The following is a 15,248-nucleotide window of genomic DNA, read 5'->3' as shown; positions in this document are numbered from 1 at the left end:
CCCGAGCCTAGCCCGCGGCCAGACCGTCAATAGTCTCCACTTTGTCCCCGCGAAGACGGTGGGTTTGATCCAGATTTGCCAGCTGCTCAGCGTCGTTGAGCAAGTCATCGGGTACGTCCACAATCTGGCTGGTTTGTCCTTCAAATGGCAGGATCTCGTGCCAGAGCGCTGGCCCCGCCCCGTCGGAGGATTCCACCGGACCCGGCGCCGGACCAATGGCGATTATCCTGCCGTGCTCGTCGCTGATAACCGTGCATTTCATGGGTGCCTCCTATCGCAGCGCTGTAATGAGGAGACGATAACTGGCGCCGTACGAGCTCTCTGCCCGTAAATCAGCGAAGTAGGTGAGCCGGTCACGACTTTGGCTGAATCCGTTACTGAGCGTCGTCACTCCGCCTGTCGAAACCACGATTGAAGGCGGCATGGCCACGGCCAGGATGGCAGGTCCAAACGCGCGATCTTCCCACCAGAACGAGTGGCGGACGGTCTGTCCAGGAGCAATGTAGTTGCTCAAAATCCCGCCCGGTGGAAGGAACCATTGATTCATAGCGCAACCCCCTGGCCTGAGCCCTATCATGTGGTGCGTGAAGGAGTAATAGTTAGACCTTGGCACTGCGTGCGGCAGGTGGCAAGACCCAAGACGCTCAGGCCATGCAACTGACCTTGCGAACGCACGGCGGGGCTGGATCCGAAGCCCTCGGACTCCCCCACACATTCAAACCGACAGCGACGAACGGCGCGTAGGACAGGGTCCTGTCTGCCCACTGTAGAGCAGGTGGAGACCCCTGAAAATCTCAAAGTGGTCCGCTTTGGGGTGGAGCCCGCACCTACCACGGCAGGCTTCTCCCGTTGAGCTGTTCCGCCGGCCGTCCAGAGCGGGCAACGGGAAGCAGCGTTTGTACGGGAAACCGACGGCGTTTCATACCGTCAGGACGGGCTCACCTAGCATTGCAATGGTGAACACCCCGAACCTCGTCGCGTGGATGGAACGCCACCAGATCAGCCTCTACCTCACGGCCATCCTCGTCGGCGGCGCCGTCGGGTTCCTGGCACCCGGGTCCGCAACTGTGCTGGAACATTCAATCAACCCTGTACTCGGACTGCTGCTTTACGCGACCTTCCTAGGGATACCCTTTGCGTCCATCGGTAAGGCCGCCCGCGATTTCCGGTTCCTATCCACGGTGCTGGTTTTGAATTTCCTCGTCGTTCCTCTGGTGGCGTGGGGTCTCACCCGGTTCATCGCCGGAGACCAAGCTCTGCTCGTTGGGGTTTTGCTGGTACTCCTGACCCCATGCATTGACTACGTCATCGTGTTTACGGGCCTTGCCGGAGGGGCCGGTGACCGGCTTCTCGCGGCAGCACCGGTGCTGATGCTCGCGCAGATGCTTCTGCTTCCGCTCTATCTGCTGCTCTTCGTCGGCCCTGATCTGGTGTCGGCAATTGACCCGGCCCCTTTTGTTGAGGCACTCATCGTTCTGATCATCATCCCGTTGGCCACAGCAGCACTGACACAGGCACTGGCCCGGAGAACGGGCGCTGGAGCGGTGGTCATGTCGGTAATGCAGGCGTTGATGGTGCCACTTATGATGACCACGCTGGCCGTCGTCGTCGGTTCCCAGATCGTCGGAGTCGGCCAAGAACTGGGTTCCCTCCTGTCGGTCTTGCCCCTCTACGCTGCGTTCTTGGTGGTGATGGTGCCGTTGGGCTTGATCGCCGCCAAACGGGCCAAACTCGATATCGCCGCCACTCGTGCCGTTGTTTTCAGTGGGGCTACCCGCAATTCCTTGGTCGTCCTGCCGTTGGCGCTGGCGCTGCCCGGCCAGTTGGACCTTGCTGCCTTGGTAGTAGTGACTCAAACCCTTGTGGAGCTCGTCGGCATGGTGCTCTACGCCAGATTCCTACCCCTGATCGTCAAAGAGCGCCGCCAACAACCCGCCTGACGCCCGCCCGGTTATCGGCACGATGACCATCGGTTTCAAGCGCAGGTTACGTCCTGAACTTCGCCGACAAGTTACTCGACGACGTCCTCCAATAACTGCACACCTTCGGTGTTGCCCTCCACATCGAAGACCCGCGCAACGCGTGAGCCGCTCCCGCTTAATGCCGAGGCGAGGCGGCGGATCCTCGTTGCGAATTTCTCGCCCGAGGTCAGGTCTATTACCTCCTTGAGGTGCAGGTAACCGCAAGGGTCGCCGTAGTGACTCTTTGGGGTCGGGACTCCGCTCATGGTGAGAACGGGCCGTTCGCCGTAGCTGTTCCTTGCGCGGCGGAAGCTTTCATCGACAAACACCACGGATCCGGGAGTGCGGCGTACAGGGTATGCAGCCGTTTCCGCGCTTCCCTCCGGCGAAACGTCCCATGCTCTCCTTTGACGACTGCCGGGCCTGCCGGCCAGTCAAGCTAGCCTATAGGCGTGGGCCGCGGGGGCCCTGTTCGGGACCGGTGCCCGGACCTGGCTGGTCCCGTCGGCGGCGTTCTTCGGCGGCTTTGGCTTCGGCTTGTTCTTGGCGGAGTTTCTCAACAACGGACGGGGCGGAGGTTGTGGGCTGCGCCGCGCGTCGTGCGGCCAACTTCTTAGCGAAGTCCCCCTCTGTCGTCCCCGGTGGCTTCTTTTCCTGTTCTCGCCGGGCTTTGAGCTGGTCCAAGGCTTCCTGGACAGCTTCCGGGCTGCGTGCCTCGGAGTCGACACCGTGTCGTTCTGCCCGGTTTTGACGGACCTTGCGGGCGAGTTCGGCCAGCCGTTCGGCGTGTTCCTGTGCGGGGCTCAGCTGCGCTTCCGCGCCGCGTACCTGCTGCAGGTAGTCCACGACTTCCTCGGCAGGGGTTGGTGTTTCCTTCACGACTGCTTCGACGTGCGCGGCCTCGGCCATGAGTGACGCGTCGGCGGCGGACAGCGGCTCCTTGTGCGTTTGCGCCGTGTACTTGTGCATGGCGGTGACGCGCGCGGTCAGTTCCGAACCGAGACCCTTGTCTTGGTGGTCCATAGGTACGGGGGCAGCTTCGCTGGCCGGGATCCTGTACATGTCACGGTAGGTGGAGATCTCCACTGCGAGCTGCCGCCACTGCTCCTGCCGGGCAGGATCGGACGGCACCGGTCCGAGGGCAGCTGCCCAATTCGGAGGCTCGGCCGCGAGCTGGGCACCGCGGCGGCTGACTTCGGTGGCCATGGTTTCCCGGCGCTCGAGGAGTTCCTTCCGCCACAAGGCCGGGGTGTCCTCGTGGATCGCGACATCAGCTGGTGCCATCCATGCCGGCAACCGGTCAGCTGCCGCGTCGGTACCGACGGTGGAGGGCAGTTGGCGGCGTAGTTCGATTTCGGCGCGGATCCTGCGGTGGACCTGGATGGCGGCTTCGATCTTGGGGGCGTTCTCGTCCCGGCGGTAGTTGCTTACCGCACCTCGTTCGTAGGCTTCATCGGCCCGGGCCTCCGGGTGCATCAGTTCGCGGAGCGATTGTTCATTATGCAGTGAAGATGTCAGCCACTGGTTTTTACGCGTGGCCGCGAGGTCGTTGATGTTCGTGTCCGTAAGTCCTTGCTGCTGCGCTGCGCTCAGCCGTGTGGCGAGGTCGTCGTCGCTGAGGTGGCCGTGCAGGCGTCGCTGCCACGGCGTTTCTTTCCCTTCGGTCTTCCAGTTGCGGGCAAGGTCCTTCCGGTCCGGGGTCTCCACACCTGGTGTGCGCGCTGCTTCGGCTTTGGCGCGAATCAGCTCCCCGGTGGCCCTGCGGTCCAGCCGTTCAAGTGCCTCATCGGTCATTGATTCCAGCGGCCGGCGGCCGGGATCGGCTGCGCGTGAACGCCACCGGTCAAGGCGGTCCTCAACCCGCCACGCCAGAACAGCCGCGGGATCCGCGGATGCGCCGAAGTCTTCCCCGTTGACGCTGTCCCTAAGGAGGTGGACGAGGTTGAATCCTTCGTTCTCGGCCGCGCGCAGGTGCGTGGCGACTGCTCCCCAGGCGGTGGACTTGGTGAACGTCCCTGCGACGCCTTCGCCGAGTTCACGGCGGGCGATGTTCGCCATGCGCAGCTCGTTGGCTTGCGCATCGATGTCCCTGTACTGCTCGGACATGTCCGGCAGAGAGCGCGCCTGGGCGCGGGCGGCGTCCATCTGTTCGTGAGCGGTGAGGTTCCCGTCATGGTTGGCGGCCACGGCCGTCAGGACATCCTCCATGGTCTCTCCCTCGCCCACGATGCCGTAGAGCTTGTTGGAGTATCGGCCGCGGGACGCGGCGACGTAAGCCAGGGCGCGGGACAGTCCCGAGCTGATCAGGGCGTGGACGGTGTCGCACGTGACGCCCTGGGTGCGGTGGATGGTTGCCGCGTATCCGAGCATCGTGTTCCCGCGCACATAGTCGGAGGGAAGAGTGATAGTTCCTTGGTGGCTATGGTGCCGGACGGTCAAGGATCCATCCTCGTGGGCACTGAGAACATTCCAGACGTCGTTGTTCTTGACGAAGTCCTTGCCCCTGTTGGTGGAGAGCCTGCGGTTGTTCTCCCGGGTGACGATGATGTCCCCTGCGCGGGCGGTCAGTCCGTCACGGAGCATGGCTGCAGGGGTGGTGGAGTCCAGTTCTCCGGTGGCGATCCGGTAGGCCTGGGCGCGGGCGTTCAGTTCGGTGACGGTGGCATTGTCGAAGGCCATCATGATGGCGTGGTGGCCGGCGTTGGTGTCTTTCTGCCATGCCTCGAAGACCTGGGAGGTCATGGTTTCGGCGTCGCCGCCGACGACGCGGCGGTTCTCCCGGTAGAAGGTCCACGGGTCATCAACGCCGTTAAGGGATGGTTCGCGCAGGGCCAGGGTGGCTTCCGCTTCTGCCTCGTTCGGGGTGCCGTCAGCGTTCCGGAACCGGTGCAGGTCTTCCAGGTGAACAGCCCCGACGGTGTTCTTCAACAGCCGCAGCGCGCCACCGGAGCCTACGGCGGAGAGCTGCTGGTCATCCCCGAGTGCGCGCACGACCGCGCCGTGCTGTTCGGCGATGGTCACGGCTGAGGCGAACAGTTCCGTGCCGACCATCCCGGCCTCATCGATGATGATGACGTCCCCCGGTCGCGGGGTGGTTTTCTCGTCCGCCGCCCCTGTTTTGTGGGCGAGCACGAAGGAGTCAATGGTGGTCGCTGTGGCTCCCAGTTCAGTGCCCATCACAGCCGCGGCCACGGCAGTAGGCGCGAGTCCGAACACCCGACCGCCGGCTTCCCGGATGGTGTCAGCTGCAAGCTTGAGTGCCGTTGTCTTGCCGGCACCGGCCGGCCCCACGCCGACCAGCAGCAGGCGGTCGCTGCACGCGAACTCCTGGGCCATGCGCAGCTGCCCGGCGTCGAATGTCTTCTCTTGCAGGGCCAACGCAGCATCGAATGAATCGACCGTCGCGGCAGGAATGACAACGCTTTGCGCCGCTGTCAGGAGCCGGTCTTCGCTGTGGAGGATCCCGGCAGAGGTGTACAGGGTGGAGTGTGGTTTGCCGTACTTGGATCCGCCGTTGGACAGGCGCAAGGCCTCAATGTCAGGGGCGGGTGTTTCGGGGGTGATGCGGAGGGAGAACTGATCTGTCGCACGCGCGGTGACCTGTTCAAGAAGCGCCTGCGGGATGGGCATTTCCCCGAGCCTGGAACCCAGTCGCCTGGTTGCTTCGGCCCTGATGTGGTGCTCTCCCCAGACCCCACGGCTGCGTTCGAGCCGTTCAATGACACCTTGTGCTTCGAGAGCCGGGTCGAGCTCATCGGCGTGGGCGACCATCCATGAGGGCCGGTCCTTTTCGGACTGTTCGCGTGCATCATGGCGATGCTTGCGTGCTTGTTCGACAGCGGCCGGGCCGGTGACAACGCCGGGCAGAGCGCCTAGTTCGGTCGTCCACTCTTCCACCAGTGCGGAGAGCTGCCTGGCTTCCTTCTTGGCCGGTCGGGTGTCCAGTGTTGCCTGTTGGGCCAGGGCAATCAGCTGCTTCTTGTTGGGTGCGTATCCGTGCTTCTCAGTGAACTCTTTTGTCAGTTCATCAATGACAGGTTTGATGCCTTCCCGTCGTGAGGACGCTGCTTCGATGGCGGCTACATCGACGCCGGCGATCTCGGTGACAGGGCGGTCGCCGTTGACTTTGCGTTCGGTCAGGCCGACACCCAGGCGTGCACAGATCTTCTCCATGACAACCCTGTTGTACATCTCCGATGCGGCCACATTGAATTGGTACAGCAGCCGACCGTCGAGGCTGGACCACTTGCCATCGGCACCGAGGACCTTGTTGGACACCACAATGTGATCGTGCAGTTGCGGATCCCCGGTGCGGGAGTCGTAGTGGCGGAACTTGGTGTAAATCAGGCCGCCATCGACGTCCTCTTGGCGAACACCGTTGCGGCCGCGTCGAGTAAACGTGGCTTCCTCTTCGAGGTACTCCATGGTCTCTTCGATGGCCTCGTTATGTGCGGCCTCGATCTGTTTGCGGGCGTCGGCACCGCCAATGGCCCACAGAACAGATGCTGATTTCGCGGGAGCGAAAACAAGGTCATATCCGGCAACGGTCTGCGCAGCCGGTTTGGTCTGGGCGGTGATGAACTTACCCAGCTCTTCCTTGTCAGCAGGGTTCCGGCCGTTGAGTTCACGGAAGTACTGGGCGCCCTCTTTCGTGCGGATCAGCCGACGGTTATCCGCGTCCGGCTCGCGATGGTTCAGGCGCTGGTAGTCTCCCGTGGCCCGGTTGATCCGCGCCTGCAGTTCGTTGTCCTTCTGATTCGCTTGCCGGTACTTCTGACCCAAAGCGACATCTGATGTCGGGTCATCGGCAAGCATCTTCTCCGCGTTGGGATGTAATCCCAGTCCAAACAAGGCCGCCATGTGCGCCTCGGTGACGTCACCGGAAACACCCAAATGCTGCACGCCGGACCCGCCCCATTGCCCTGGAGGGTTGCCGTCCACCGTGTAGTAATCACCCAGCTCGCGGCCCTTCGCACGCAGCTCATCACCGCTGGCGACCTCACGTGTGTAGTACGTATATCCGTCGCCGGCACTGAGCTTGTGCACGGTCATCACGACACCCAGCATACCCGCGAAACGGCCCCACCCATCGATGATGCATGAGGTGTGACAGATATTGGTTGTCTTTGATTTTTGGAATCGTCTGATGGGAGCTTGCGAGCGGGGATCGATGGAAAAGATCAAAGACGGGTAAGATCGGGCCATCAAGGTTTTGATGCGGTTCTGCACATGAGAATGGGCGGTGGGTAACACGCTTTTCCGTTATCCACGGTTCGTTCGATTGTGTTGAACCGCAGCCAGGCTTATCCCCTGGTGGTCAGCGGAGAGACCGCCCTTATCTCGGAGCTGTCCACGTGTGGACAAGCCTGGCCTGGCCAGCCCGAGCGTCAGCGAGGACCGTTAAGGCGGGCGGCGCGTGCCTGGCCACCCGAACCGGTGCTAGCCGTTAGGTTTGTGTGAAGGACTACCTAGGGGAGGGACCCACATCATGGCAACACCACGCAAGTCAGCGCAGCAGCAGGCTGCCCGCGAGAAGGCACTGGCCAAGGCAAAGGAACTGACAGAACGGCACGAGAAGTTGATTGAGCTGGCAGCGGATTTCTTCCAGCGTCAGGAACAAGCCGAGCTCGTCCGAGCCGATGCCCGGAAGAAGGCCGATGTTCTCCTGGCGAAAGCCGAAGAGGACGCGCAGGACACAGTCCGCGGTGCCGCGAGGACAGTTCGTGCCATGCTCGATTCGGGCGAACCGAAGGCCGGTGTCTCCGCGCGCCTGGGACTCAGCGCCGCTGAGTTGAAGCGACTCCTCGACCTCCTCAGTGAGGACGAAAAGAAGGCACCCACGGAGAGCAACAGTCCAGCAGCACCGGACGCGGCTGACCGTGAGAGCCAACACGCCGCTGCCTGAGGGCGGATAGCTGATGACAGGGTGATGCCCCCGGCCTGCAGGCCGGGGGCATCACCGGTTTTAGAAGAGCGTCGGGGCGTCAGGATCGAGACCGGCCAGCAGTGCCCGCACCCGTTCCTCCCTATCCCAGCCATGTTCGCGGACTTCATCACGCAGTGCTTTGGACCGTTCAGCGAACTGCCGGCGGGCCAGCCCGCGCCATCGGAATCCTGAACCGTTCGTGTCACGTCCCTTGGCTTGACGATCGAGCATGTTGACTCTGGCATCGCCCACACTCAGATGCGTATCTGCCGTCGTCCTCGCGCGGACGCACAGCGGGATATCGCAGTGGTGCATCAGCGGACCGAATCCGTCCAGCTCGACGCCGTATGCCAGATGAAAGGCGAAGCGATGCGGACGGACGGCCCGCGTTCGTCCGTTGCTGTTGAGAGTGAACCGGCCGTACCCGTCATCGGCCACAGCTCGAACCCAAAGCCAGCAGTCGTTCTCCCGCGGCCCTTTCATGACCTTGGACCAGAACCGGGCCTCGTCCCGCGCATGGACACGACTGGATCACCAGCGCCGCCAGCGGCGTTCAAGCCGGTTCGCGGCGACGAAGAAGGCAACCATGAACACCGCCGGCGGCACTGCCTGGAGCAGACTCTGACCGAGCCAGGCCACCACGGCCGTGATCAACGCAATGACCCCGGCCGCCTTGCAGAGGAAGATCAGGATCCCTTGACCGGCGGCCACCGGGTGCGTGAGGGCGTAGATGATCCAGCCGCCCAGGGCAACAGCCGCGAACGTTGCGAAGAAGATCAGAACGACGGCCATGATGGTCCCCTGACAACTCGCTGGCGTGCTTCCGGTGATCTCAGCAGGCCCATCGGCCCGCCTTGCTCTCCTTGGCTTGCTCGGCGGTCCTAGTGAAGTCCCCACTGTAGGCGAAGGATTTGCCGTAGCCGGTAGCTTCGGCGTGACCTTGTTCAAGGATGGTGCGGTTGGCCAGGGTGCCGTCGGTGGACCAGACGTAGGCAAGAAGCCGGTCGTACTTGTCGCGCACTCCCTGGGCGGGATCCGCTGCCAGGAACACTTGCTGTCCGTCCAGGAGTGAGTGCAGGTAGGTGGACGCTTCCGGTCCGCCGCACTCCACCGGCGCGTCTCCTTTGACGCTTTCCGGGGCGTTGAGGCCAACAAGCCTGACGCGGGTGCTGATGCCGTTGCAGCTGATTCGGATCGTGTCCCCATCGACAACACTCTCCACGAGGTACGGGCCGCTGGCCGTGGCCTGAAGTGCCGGCGGCCGCGCCGCCGTGCCCGTCGCATCGCAGGGCACCTCGTGCAGCGGTGCCGGGCCACCGGCAGGAACGACCTGCGGTCCGCCCTGGGCCGTGCAGCCGGTCAGGGCAAGAACGGCCAGAACGCTGCCGAGAAGCAGCCGGCCCGTGTACTGGGTGCCGGTCATGAGTGATCCTCCTTTGCTGCTGTTTCGGCGCGGGTCCGTCGCCCCGGGCGGAGTTCCCCAGCTTCAACACCCGGCCATTTCCGGCCGTCGTTGTACTTGCGCTGCAACCGTCGCAGCTCCCGACGTGCGGCTGCTTCAACGAAATCCGAAATGGACACATACCCCTCGAGCTGCCCGACCGCTTGAACCGCTGCCCGGATCTGCTTCAGGTCCTCTTCAGTGAAGTAGGGCCCCTTCTTCTCACTCGGCTTCATGGGTATTAGAACGGGGGTTCGGAGTCGGGGCCGTTGCCCCAGGATGAGCCAGCGTTGGCTGACGGGTTCGCGGCCCAAGGGTCGTCCTGCTGGGCGGGTTGTGCGCTGCTAGGCTGGTTGCCGAAACCTCCACCGTTTCCTGCGCCCTGGTTGGTGCGCTGGGTGCGGTTCACTTTCGCGTTCGCGTACCGCAAGCTCGGACCGATCTCGTCTACCTCAAGCTCTATCACGGTGCGCTTTTCGCCCTCTTTGGTCTCGTAGGACCGGGACTTCAGCCTGCCGGAAACGATGACGCGAGTGCCCTTGGTCAGGGACTCGGCGACGTTCTCAGCTGCCTCCCGCCACACACTCGCACGGAGGAAAAGCGTCTCCCCGTCCTTCCACTCGTTAGACTGACGGTCGAAGGTCCTGGGCGTTGAAGCGATCGTGAAATTCGCTACCGCCGAACCCGATGGGGTGAACCGCAACTCGGGGTCCGATGTCAGGTTTCCAATGACAGTAATGGTGGTTTCGCCGGCCATGATGATTCCTTTTCCTCGTGCGCTGTTGGTGTTCTCGGTGTGTGTGCTGGTTTCGTTCTGAGGTTCGGTCCCACCCGGTTCATCGTGGGTGAGGTCGTTGGGCTGGTGCTGGTCCGCGGCGTACTCGTCCCAGAGCCCGCCCTCCCCTATCGGGGCCCTACTTATCGCTGCAAGGTAGCGGTCATCCTCGATGCTGGAAGGGATGCCGTAGTAGCCGGCGAAAGGTTCTTCCTTGGCGTCGGGGTAGATCCTGCCGCTGGGGTTGGTTTCCCGGAACAGGTCCACCTCCAACGGGATCCGCGGGCTGATTTTGAACCCGTCCACCGGGTGCGGGGTGGTCATGGTCCTCACCCGAGTTCGGCGATGCGGACGCTCAGCCGGGCGGTGAGCTGCTCTTCAAGGAGATCTCGGTTGCTGACCTCGTACCTGCTTTCGTCTTCCTCGTCGTAGAAAACGGTTGAGGCGCCGTAGAAGCGTCCCTCGGCGGGAGTGGCCGGGGAGTTCAGGAACGCAAGCCCGTATGCGGCAGCCTGGATTTCGGGATCGGCGTGCAGTTCCGCGGGAATACCATGGTCGCCCAGAATCAGGGCGATGGTCTCGGCGGTGATGGGCGTGGCGTTCATTATGCCTCCTTGCGGCTTGCAGTCGTGTGGGTCATGGCGGCGTGGACGAGCTTGTCAGGGCGGAGGCCGGACCAGTGGTCCTGGTCATCGGAGTTGTTCACGATGACGGGTGCCTGGGAGTAGCCAAGCTCTTGGGTGATGTACTCCAGCGCTTCCGGCACTTCGGTGAATGGGGTTAGCCTCTGTTGGTGGACACCTGAAGTAGCGGGATCCTGGGATTCTGCGGGAAGGTGTTCTTGTGAGCACGACACGACGTAAATTCACTCCGGAGTATCGGCGGGAGGCTGCACGGCTCGTTATCGATACCGGCAGGCCGGTAGCGCCGGTGGCTAGGGAACTCGGGCTTGGAGAGCAGATGTTGGGCCGGTGGGTGGCTCAGGAACGGGCACGTCTGGCGGCCCCGGAAGAGGTCGCGGCGGCCGAGACAGAGAAGTCGGAGTTGGAGCGGTTGCGCCGGGAAAACGCGCAGTTGCGGATGGATAACGAGTTCCTGGGAAAAGCCGCAGCCTTCTTCGCCTCCAAGCAGCAGAATCGGAATGCTTCGAACTGATGGAGGCCGAGAAGGCTAACTACTCGATCCAGCGGATGGCCAGACTGCTGGGCGTGTCACGATCGGGGTTTTACGCTTGGCGGCGGAGGACCTCCGTGAGGTCACTGCGGACGGTGGTCCGGGCTGAACTGGATGCAAAAGTCCGGCGGGTTCATCAGGATTCGACCGGAGTCTATGGGGCGCCGCGGGTCCGGGCAGCGCTGGCCAGGAACGGGACCGGCGTTGACCGGAAGACCGTCGCGGCCTCGATGCGTCGGCAGGGTCTGGAAGGGATCTCGCCGCGCCGGTTCCGGCCCGTGGCCCCGATCGGTGAGGGGCGGGTCCATTCGATCCCGGATCTGGTGGCCAGGAAATGGGACACCGGTGTGCTGGACGCGGTCTGGATCTCGGATATCACTTATCTTCGTACCGGTGAGGGCTGGGTGTACTTGTGCGCAGTCAGGGACGGTTGCTCGAGGCGGGTGATCGGCTGGGCAATGGACTCTACCCAGTCCAGCGCTCTGGTCGAACGGGCCCTGCGCATGGCCTTCATTCTGCGCGGCGGCGGCCCGGCCGGGGTCGTCTTCCACGCCGACCGGGGCACCCAGTACACCTCCACCCAGCTCAATGACGTCTGTACCGGGCTTGGTATCCGCCAGTCCGTTGGGAGGACGGGCGTGTGTTGGGACAACGCGATGCAGGAATCGTTCTGGTCCACCCTGAAAGCGGAGTTCTACGACCGGCGCCGGTGGGCAACCAGACAGGACGCCATCCGGGCCACCGGCCGCTGGATCGAGGAGTTCTATAACCGCACCCGCCTCCATTCAGCACTGGGCTATAACACCCCCGTGGAGCACGAACTGCTGCTCACCACGGACCAACCTCAGCCGGCACAAGCCGCCTGACCAACTGTCCACAGCTTGCGGGCAACCCCATGAAGTCCACGGGCGTGTAGGTGACGCCATTGGAATCGAAGTACTCCATGGTGCGGTCGCAGTTCGGGCAACCGGGCTTGGTGTAGACCGTGTAATCGGTGATTAAGGAAGTCATTTTCAGTCCTGCGTTTCGTATCAGTTTTGGTTAGGTTCGTCTGGCTGACTTGCTACTACTATTCTAGCTTTTATCCAATCGGATTTAAAGGCTTTTACCCTTATTTCTAGGCGTTTTTTACCTGCTTTTGGTAGTGATTTTCTGGGGATTAGGGCGTCTGGGGAGTTTGGGAAGATTGCGGGTAGTAGTCCGGTGCGACTCCCCCGGTGTCTTTAGGAGCTGCCCTGGGCATGGGGTTCTTGTGCCTGTGTCAGGTGATTCCGAATTTCCGAGTGTGTGGTCCCGCCTGAAAAGAATTGTTCCCCAGCGGGTGGTGGGCAGGCTGCGGGTTGGCTTGGCCCATGGGGAAGGTTGCTGGCATGTGCTGTTAAAGGGTGAAGGGCCGGCACTGTAAGTGCCGGCCCTTCCTATTTTCCCTCTGCAAAAGGAAATCTGTGGTTCAGTCTAGCGGACTCTTCCGGTGTTCCCCGGCTGGTTTTCGCTTGGAGTGCGGTGCGCAGTGCCCCAGAGGGTTAGTCCAATGACCAGAGCGAACCCTCCAATGATGAGTCCCCCGCCGAGTCCGCTGCGGCCTAAGACAAGCAAGCCGCTGAGGGGCGTCGCGATCGCCAGGCCGAAAGCGACGTCCGTCGCCTTGGGAGCCCGTAGTGATGCCTGGTTTCTTCCTCGGATGGCCACGGCCGCACCAACGTAAACCGCGACTAGTGCAGTGCTGATCAGCATCATTGCCGGCAGTGACCAGTCGAAGGCGCCGCTGAAGTCGCTGTTCATGAAGTCGGTGATGGGGTTGTCGGGGATTGGTGGCTTGGTCAAGGTGACTCCTGTCGTGGTGCCATGAGATGAGCCTAGCGGTGGCCTCTGACAAAAATTTCTCGGTGGTGAGTCGATGGAGTAGCCAGGCAGCCGGGGCTGCGCGGCTTTTGGTGGGCGTGTGCCTGGTGGCGTTGAACGGCGGTCCGTCGCTGGTGATTGGCTTCTGTGGTTCGCCCTGGGCGGCGGACCGCCCGACGTTTGGGAGGTTCCCGGCCCTACTCGCGGTGAGTGGCCGGGGGCCTTGCCGGGCGGTGGGGGTTCCGCCCGGCTAGGGGTCTAGGCGGCTTCGGGTTCGTCCGCGCTTTCCGTGGTTTCCTCAGTTTCCGTCTTGGGGTCGGTGAGGATGATCTTTTCAACGTCGCTGGCTTCGTATCTTCTCCGGACTAACGGGTCAAGAGGCGTGAAGTTGCCTGATGGAGCGTTCCGTCGCTTCCGCTGCGTCGAGGAGAGCCTGAGGCATGAGGTGGCCATAGATCTCTTCAGTTGTTCTCGTTGAGGAGTGACCAAGCCGTCGGGAGAGCGTGAAAATGGGGATGCTTCCTTCCTGGAGAAGCCATGAGGCATGCGTGTGCCTAAGGTCGTGGATACGGGGCGTCTGCGTTAGTCCGTCCGCCTGTGCGGAACGGACCGCGGGGCGCCAATGATGATCCCAGAAGGGTTTGTGCGCTATTCGGTCACCGGTACGTGTAGTGAATAACAGGTCGCTGCCGGGACGGTTGGCAACGAGTGGGGTGAGCAGGTCCGTGAGGGCCCGATTCAACGCAATTGTCCGCTTCCCTGCGCCCGTCTTTGTTGGTCCCAAGTAGTACCGGGATTGATCATCCCGCTTCCAGGCTTTGTTGACTCGTGCTGTTGGGGGTCGGGCAATTAGGTCTATGTCGCCAACGGTGAGAGCGGTAGCCTCCCCGAACCTGGTTCCCGTCATCACCAAGAAGCTAATGAATGGCTTATAGTCTTCGTCCATGGAGCTCAAAACCAGCTGATATTCGGCATGGGTAAGGAATTTCTTGGTGTCATCAGAGCGCTCAAGCGGAGGTAGTCGGACCCCCCGACAAGGGTTGCGGGGTATGTATTGGAGCTTCTCCGCCGTCTGAAGTGCAGCAGACAACAATCCGTGGATGTTGTGGATGGTTTTCGGGGCCATTCCTTTGTTGCTTAGGGTGCGTAGCCAAAGCATGACATCCCTATAGCCGAGTTCCTTCACGGGTATCCGGCCGATCGTTCCCTGGATATGTAGATCCAGCATCCGTTGATACGTTCGTATGGTTCCGCTGGAAGGACGAACCAGCAGATCGATGTGCTCTTGAACGACTTCGCTGACCCAGGGTCCAGTTATTGTCCTGCGTTGTTTAGCTCGCAGAGCCCTGATCAGTGACTGTCCATGATCATTGAGGCTCCGCATCAGAGCGAGGGCCTCCTCCTCAGACCGGAACGTCAGACCCTGCTGACGCCTGGTTTCGGGGTCCCGCCACCGAACCATAAATGACGGCTGACTACCCATGCGGGGCCGTCGGAGAATACTGGCCACGAGATCAGGCTACGCCTATGTTTCGCAGCGGCCCACCTTGGCTTGTATGCCGTACGAGTCGTCGTCCTGAGCCCGTCAGGGCGCATGGCTTTGAGTCCTAAATTGTCGGTGCCATGAAGTAGGTTGAGCGCAAAGGACTACTTCAGGAGACCAAATGACAATTCACTACTTCGATTCGCTTGGACACTGGGTTGCCTTCCGCACCAGCGAAATCAACAAGAACCTGTTCAGCCCGACGGCGAAGTGGATCGGCTGGCTTGCGTGGAATGACAACGACGTGTGCGGCGTCGCAACAAAGATGTACCTTGGCACGCTCGTCGGCGATCGCCTCCTAAAGAAGGTGCATCCGCCCTCCCATTTCACGCCTTTCACTCCGTTTACGCCCTTCACTCCGTTTACCCCGTTCACGCCCTTCTCCAAACACTCGATCGGGCTGCCGGCGGGCTACGTGGACGTGCACTGACCCGGCTCGTCATCTTCACGGTGGTTGTGACAGGTTTAGATGGCCCCGGTAGGACGGTTATTTCTGGCCCCAATTCTAGACTCGCCGGGCGTTTGTGACGGTTATATGTGGCCCCACCTTCAACGTTGGTTCCATCAGTGGATGGATGCGACGGAGG

18 protein-coding genes are annotated in these 15,248 nt (G+C 62.1%); 4 read left to right on the top strand and 14 right to left on the bottom strand.

Going from position 1 to position 15,248, the window contains the following annotated elements; genetic code table 11:
- Nucleotides 1-7: 7 nt before the first annotated feature.
- A complete protein-coding gene (locus tag QN084_RS13165; protein ID WP_069695506.1) occupies nucleotides 8-262 on the bottom strand; it encodes a hypothetical protein in 255 nt (84 codons plus the stop codon).
- 691 nt (nucleotides 263-953) lie between these two features.
- On the opposite strand from QN084_RS13165, the gene QN084_RS13160 reads away from it, so the two are divergent.
- Nucleotides 954-1,940: an arsenic resistance protein gene (locus QN084_RS13160; protein WP_285750133.1), complete on the top strand. Its 987-nt coding sequence runs from the start codon at nucleotides 954-956 to the stop codon at nucleotides 1,938-1,940.
- Between the two features lie 71 nt (nucleotides 1,941-2,011).
- On the opposite strand, the gene QN084_RS13155 is transcribed toward QN084_RS13160, so the two are convergent.
- Both QN084_RS13155 and mobF read right to left on the bottom strand, forming a co-directional pair.
- Nucleotides 2,012-2,290, bottom strand: coding sequence for a hypothetical protein (locus QN084_RS13155; protein ID WP_139126821.1), 279 nt, complete (start codon nucleotides 2,288-2,290; stop codon nucleotides 2,012-2,014).
- 115 nt (nucleotides 2,291-2,405) lie between these two features.
- The gene (gene mobF, locus QN084_RS13150; protein ID WP_285751792.1) at nucleotides 2,406-7,013 is read right to left on the bottom strand and encodes a MobF family relaxase; all 4,608 of its coding nucleotides are present in this window, start codon (nucleotides 7,011-7,013) and stop codon (nucleotides 2,406-2,408) included.
- 436 nt (nucleotides 7,014-7,449) lie between these two features.
- Here mobF and QN084_RS13145 point away from each other — a divergent pair, with 436 nt between their 5' ends.
- Complete coding sequence (locus tag QN084_RS13145) at nucleotides 7,450-7,866, top strand: hypothetical protein (protein ID WP_069695503.1); 417 nt, start codon at nucleotides 7,450-7,452, stop codon at nucleotides 7,864-7,866.
- A 60-nt stretch (nucleotides 7,867-7,926) separates the two neighbouring features.
- Here QN084_RS13145 and QN084_RS13140 read toward each other — a convergent pair whose 3' ends face one another.
- The 7 genes from QN084_RS13140 to QN084_RS13110 form a co-directional block, all read right to left on the bottom strand.
- On the bottom strand, nucleotides 7,927-8,325 hold the full coding sequence (locus QN084_RS13140) for a hypothetical protein (RefSeq protein ID WP_285750132.1): 399 nt from the start codon (nucleotides 8,323-8,325) through the stop codon (nucleotides 7,927-7,929).
- A gap of 93 nt (nucleotides 8,326-8,418) precedes the next feature.
- A complete protein-coding gene (locus tag QN084_RS13135) occupies nucleotides 8,419-8,679 on the bottom strand; it encodes a chemotaxis protein (RefSeq protein ID WP_069695501.1) in 261 nt (86 codons plus the stop codon).
- Between the two features lie 40 nt (nucleotides 8,680-8,719).
- On the bottom strand, nucleotides 8,720-9,310 hold the full coding sequence (locus tag QN084_RS13130) for a thermonuclease family protein (RefSeq protein WP_069695500.1): 591 nt from the start codon (nucleotides 9,308-9,310) through the stop codon (nucleotides 8,720-8,722).
- Entirely contained in the window at nucleotides 9,307-9,564 is a 258-nt protein-coding gene (locus QN084_RS13125; protein WP_069695499.1) for a ParB family protein, read from the bottom strand. The genes QN084_RS13130 and QN084_RS13125 overlap by 4 nt, the downstream gene beginning before the upstream one ends.
- Before the next feature lie 5 nt (nucleotides 9,565-9,569).
- Nucleotides 9,570-10,427 (bottom strand): single-stranded DNA-binding protein, encoded by an 858-nt coding sequence (locus QN084_RS13120; RefSeq protein WP_069695498.1) that lies wholly within the window; start codon nucleotides 10,425-10,427, stop codon nucleotides 9,570-9,572.
- 5 nt (nucleotides 10,428-10,432) lie between these two features.
- A complete protein-coding gene (locus tag QN084_RS13115; RefSeq protein WP_069695497.1) occupies nucleotides 10,433-10,708 on the bottom strand; it encodes a hypothetical protein in 276 nt (91 codons plus the stop codon).
- Nucleotides 10,708-10,959 carry a thioredoxin domain-containing protein gene (locus QN084_RS13110; protein ID WP_285750127.1) on the bottom strand — a complete coding sequence of 84 codons (252 nt, stop codon included), beginning with the start codon at nucleotides 10,957-10,959 and terminating at the stop codon, nucleotides 10,708-10,710. Before QN084_RS13110 ends, QN084_RS13115 begins: the two co-directional genes overlap by 1 nt.
- Between QN084_RS13110 and QN084_RS13105 the strand changes: the two genes are divergently transcribed.
- A protein-coding gene (locus QN084_RS13105; protein WP_259362723.1) for an IS3 family transposase occupies nucleotides 10,947-12,142 on the top strand; the annotation gives its coding sequence in 2 pieces (ribosomal slippage) (nucleotides 10,947-11,214 and nucleotides 11,214-12,142; 1,197 coding nt in all). The two genes, QN084_RS13110 and QN084_RS13105, sit on opposite strands and share 13 nt — an antisense overlap.
- Here the strand turns inward: QN084_RS13105 and QN084_RS13100 are convergent.
- The 4 genes from QN084_RS13100 to QN084_RS13085 form a co-directional block, all read right to left on the bottom strand.
- Nucleotides 12,105-12,287 (bottom strand): glutaredoxin family protein, encoded by a 183-nt coding sequence (locus QN084_RS13100; protein WP_285750124.1) that lies wholly within the window; start codon nucleotides 12,285-12,287, stop codon nucleotides 12,105-12,107. The genes QN084_RS13105 and QN084_RS13100 overlap by 38 nt on opposite strands.
- Nucleotides 12,288-12,731: 444 nt before the next feature.
- Complete coding sequence (locus QN084_RS13095) at nucleotides 12,732-13,100, bottom strand: hypothetical protein (RefSeq protein ID WP_285750122.1); 369 nt, start codon at nucleotides 13,098-13,100, stop codon at nucleotides 12,732-12,734.
- A 276-nt stretch (nucleotides 13,101-13,376) separates the two neighbouring features.
- A complete protein-coding gene (locus tag QN084_RS13090; protein ID WP_285751833.1) occupies nucleotides 13,377-13,571 on the bottom strand; it encodes a hypothetical protein in 195 nt (64 codons plus the stop codon).
- Nucleotides 13,492-14,064 (bottom strand): site-specific integrase, encoded by a 573-nt coding sequence (locus QN084_RS13085; RefSeq protein WP_242703676.1) that lies wholly within the window; start codon nucleotides 14,062-14,064, stop codon nucleotides 13,492-13,494. Before QN084_RS13085 ends, QN084_RS13090 begins: the two co-directional genes overlap by 80 nt.
- A gap of 718 nt (nucleotides 14,065-14,782) precedes the next feature.
- On the opposite strand from QN084_RS13085, the gene QN084_RS13080 reads away from it, so the two are divergent.
- A complete protein-coding gene (locus QN084_RS13080; RefSeq protein ID WP_166842604.1) occupies nucleotides 14,783-15,091 on the top strand; it encodes a hypothetical protein in 309 nt (102 codons plus the stop codon).
- Nucleotides 15,092-15,248 lie beyond the last annotated feature (157 nt).

The sequence above is a fragment of the Paenarthrobacter sp. R1 genome, assembly GCF_030264015.1.
In the GTDB taxonomy this organism is placed as follows: Bacteria; Actinomycetota; Actinomycetes; order Actinomycetales; family Micrococcaceae; genus Arthrobacter; species Arthrobacter ureafaciens.
Note: the sequence above shows the minus strand (reverse complement) of the source record. Positions and strands in the feature narration are given on the sequence as shown.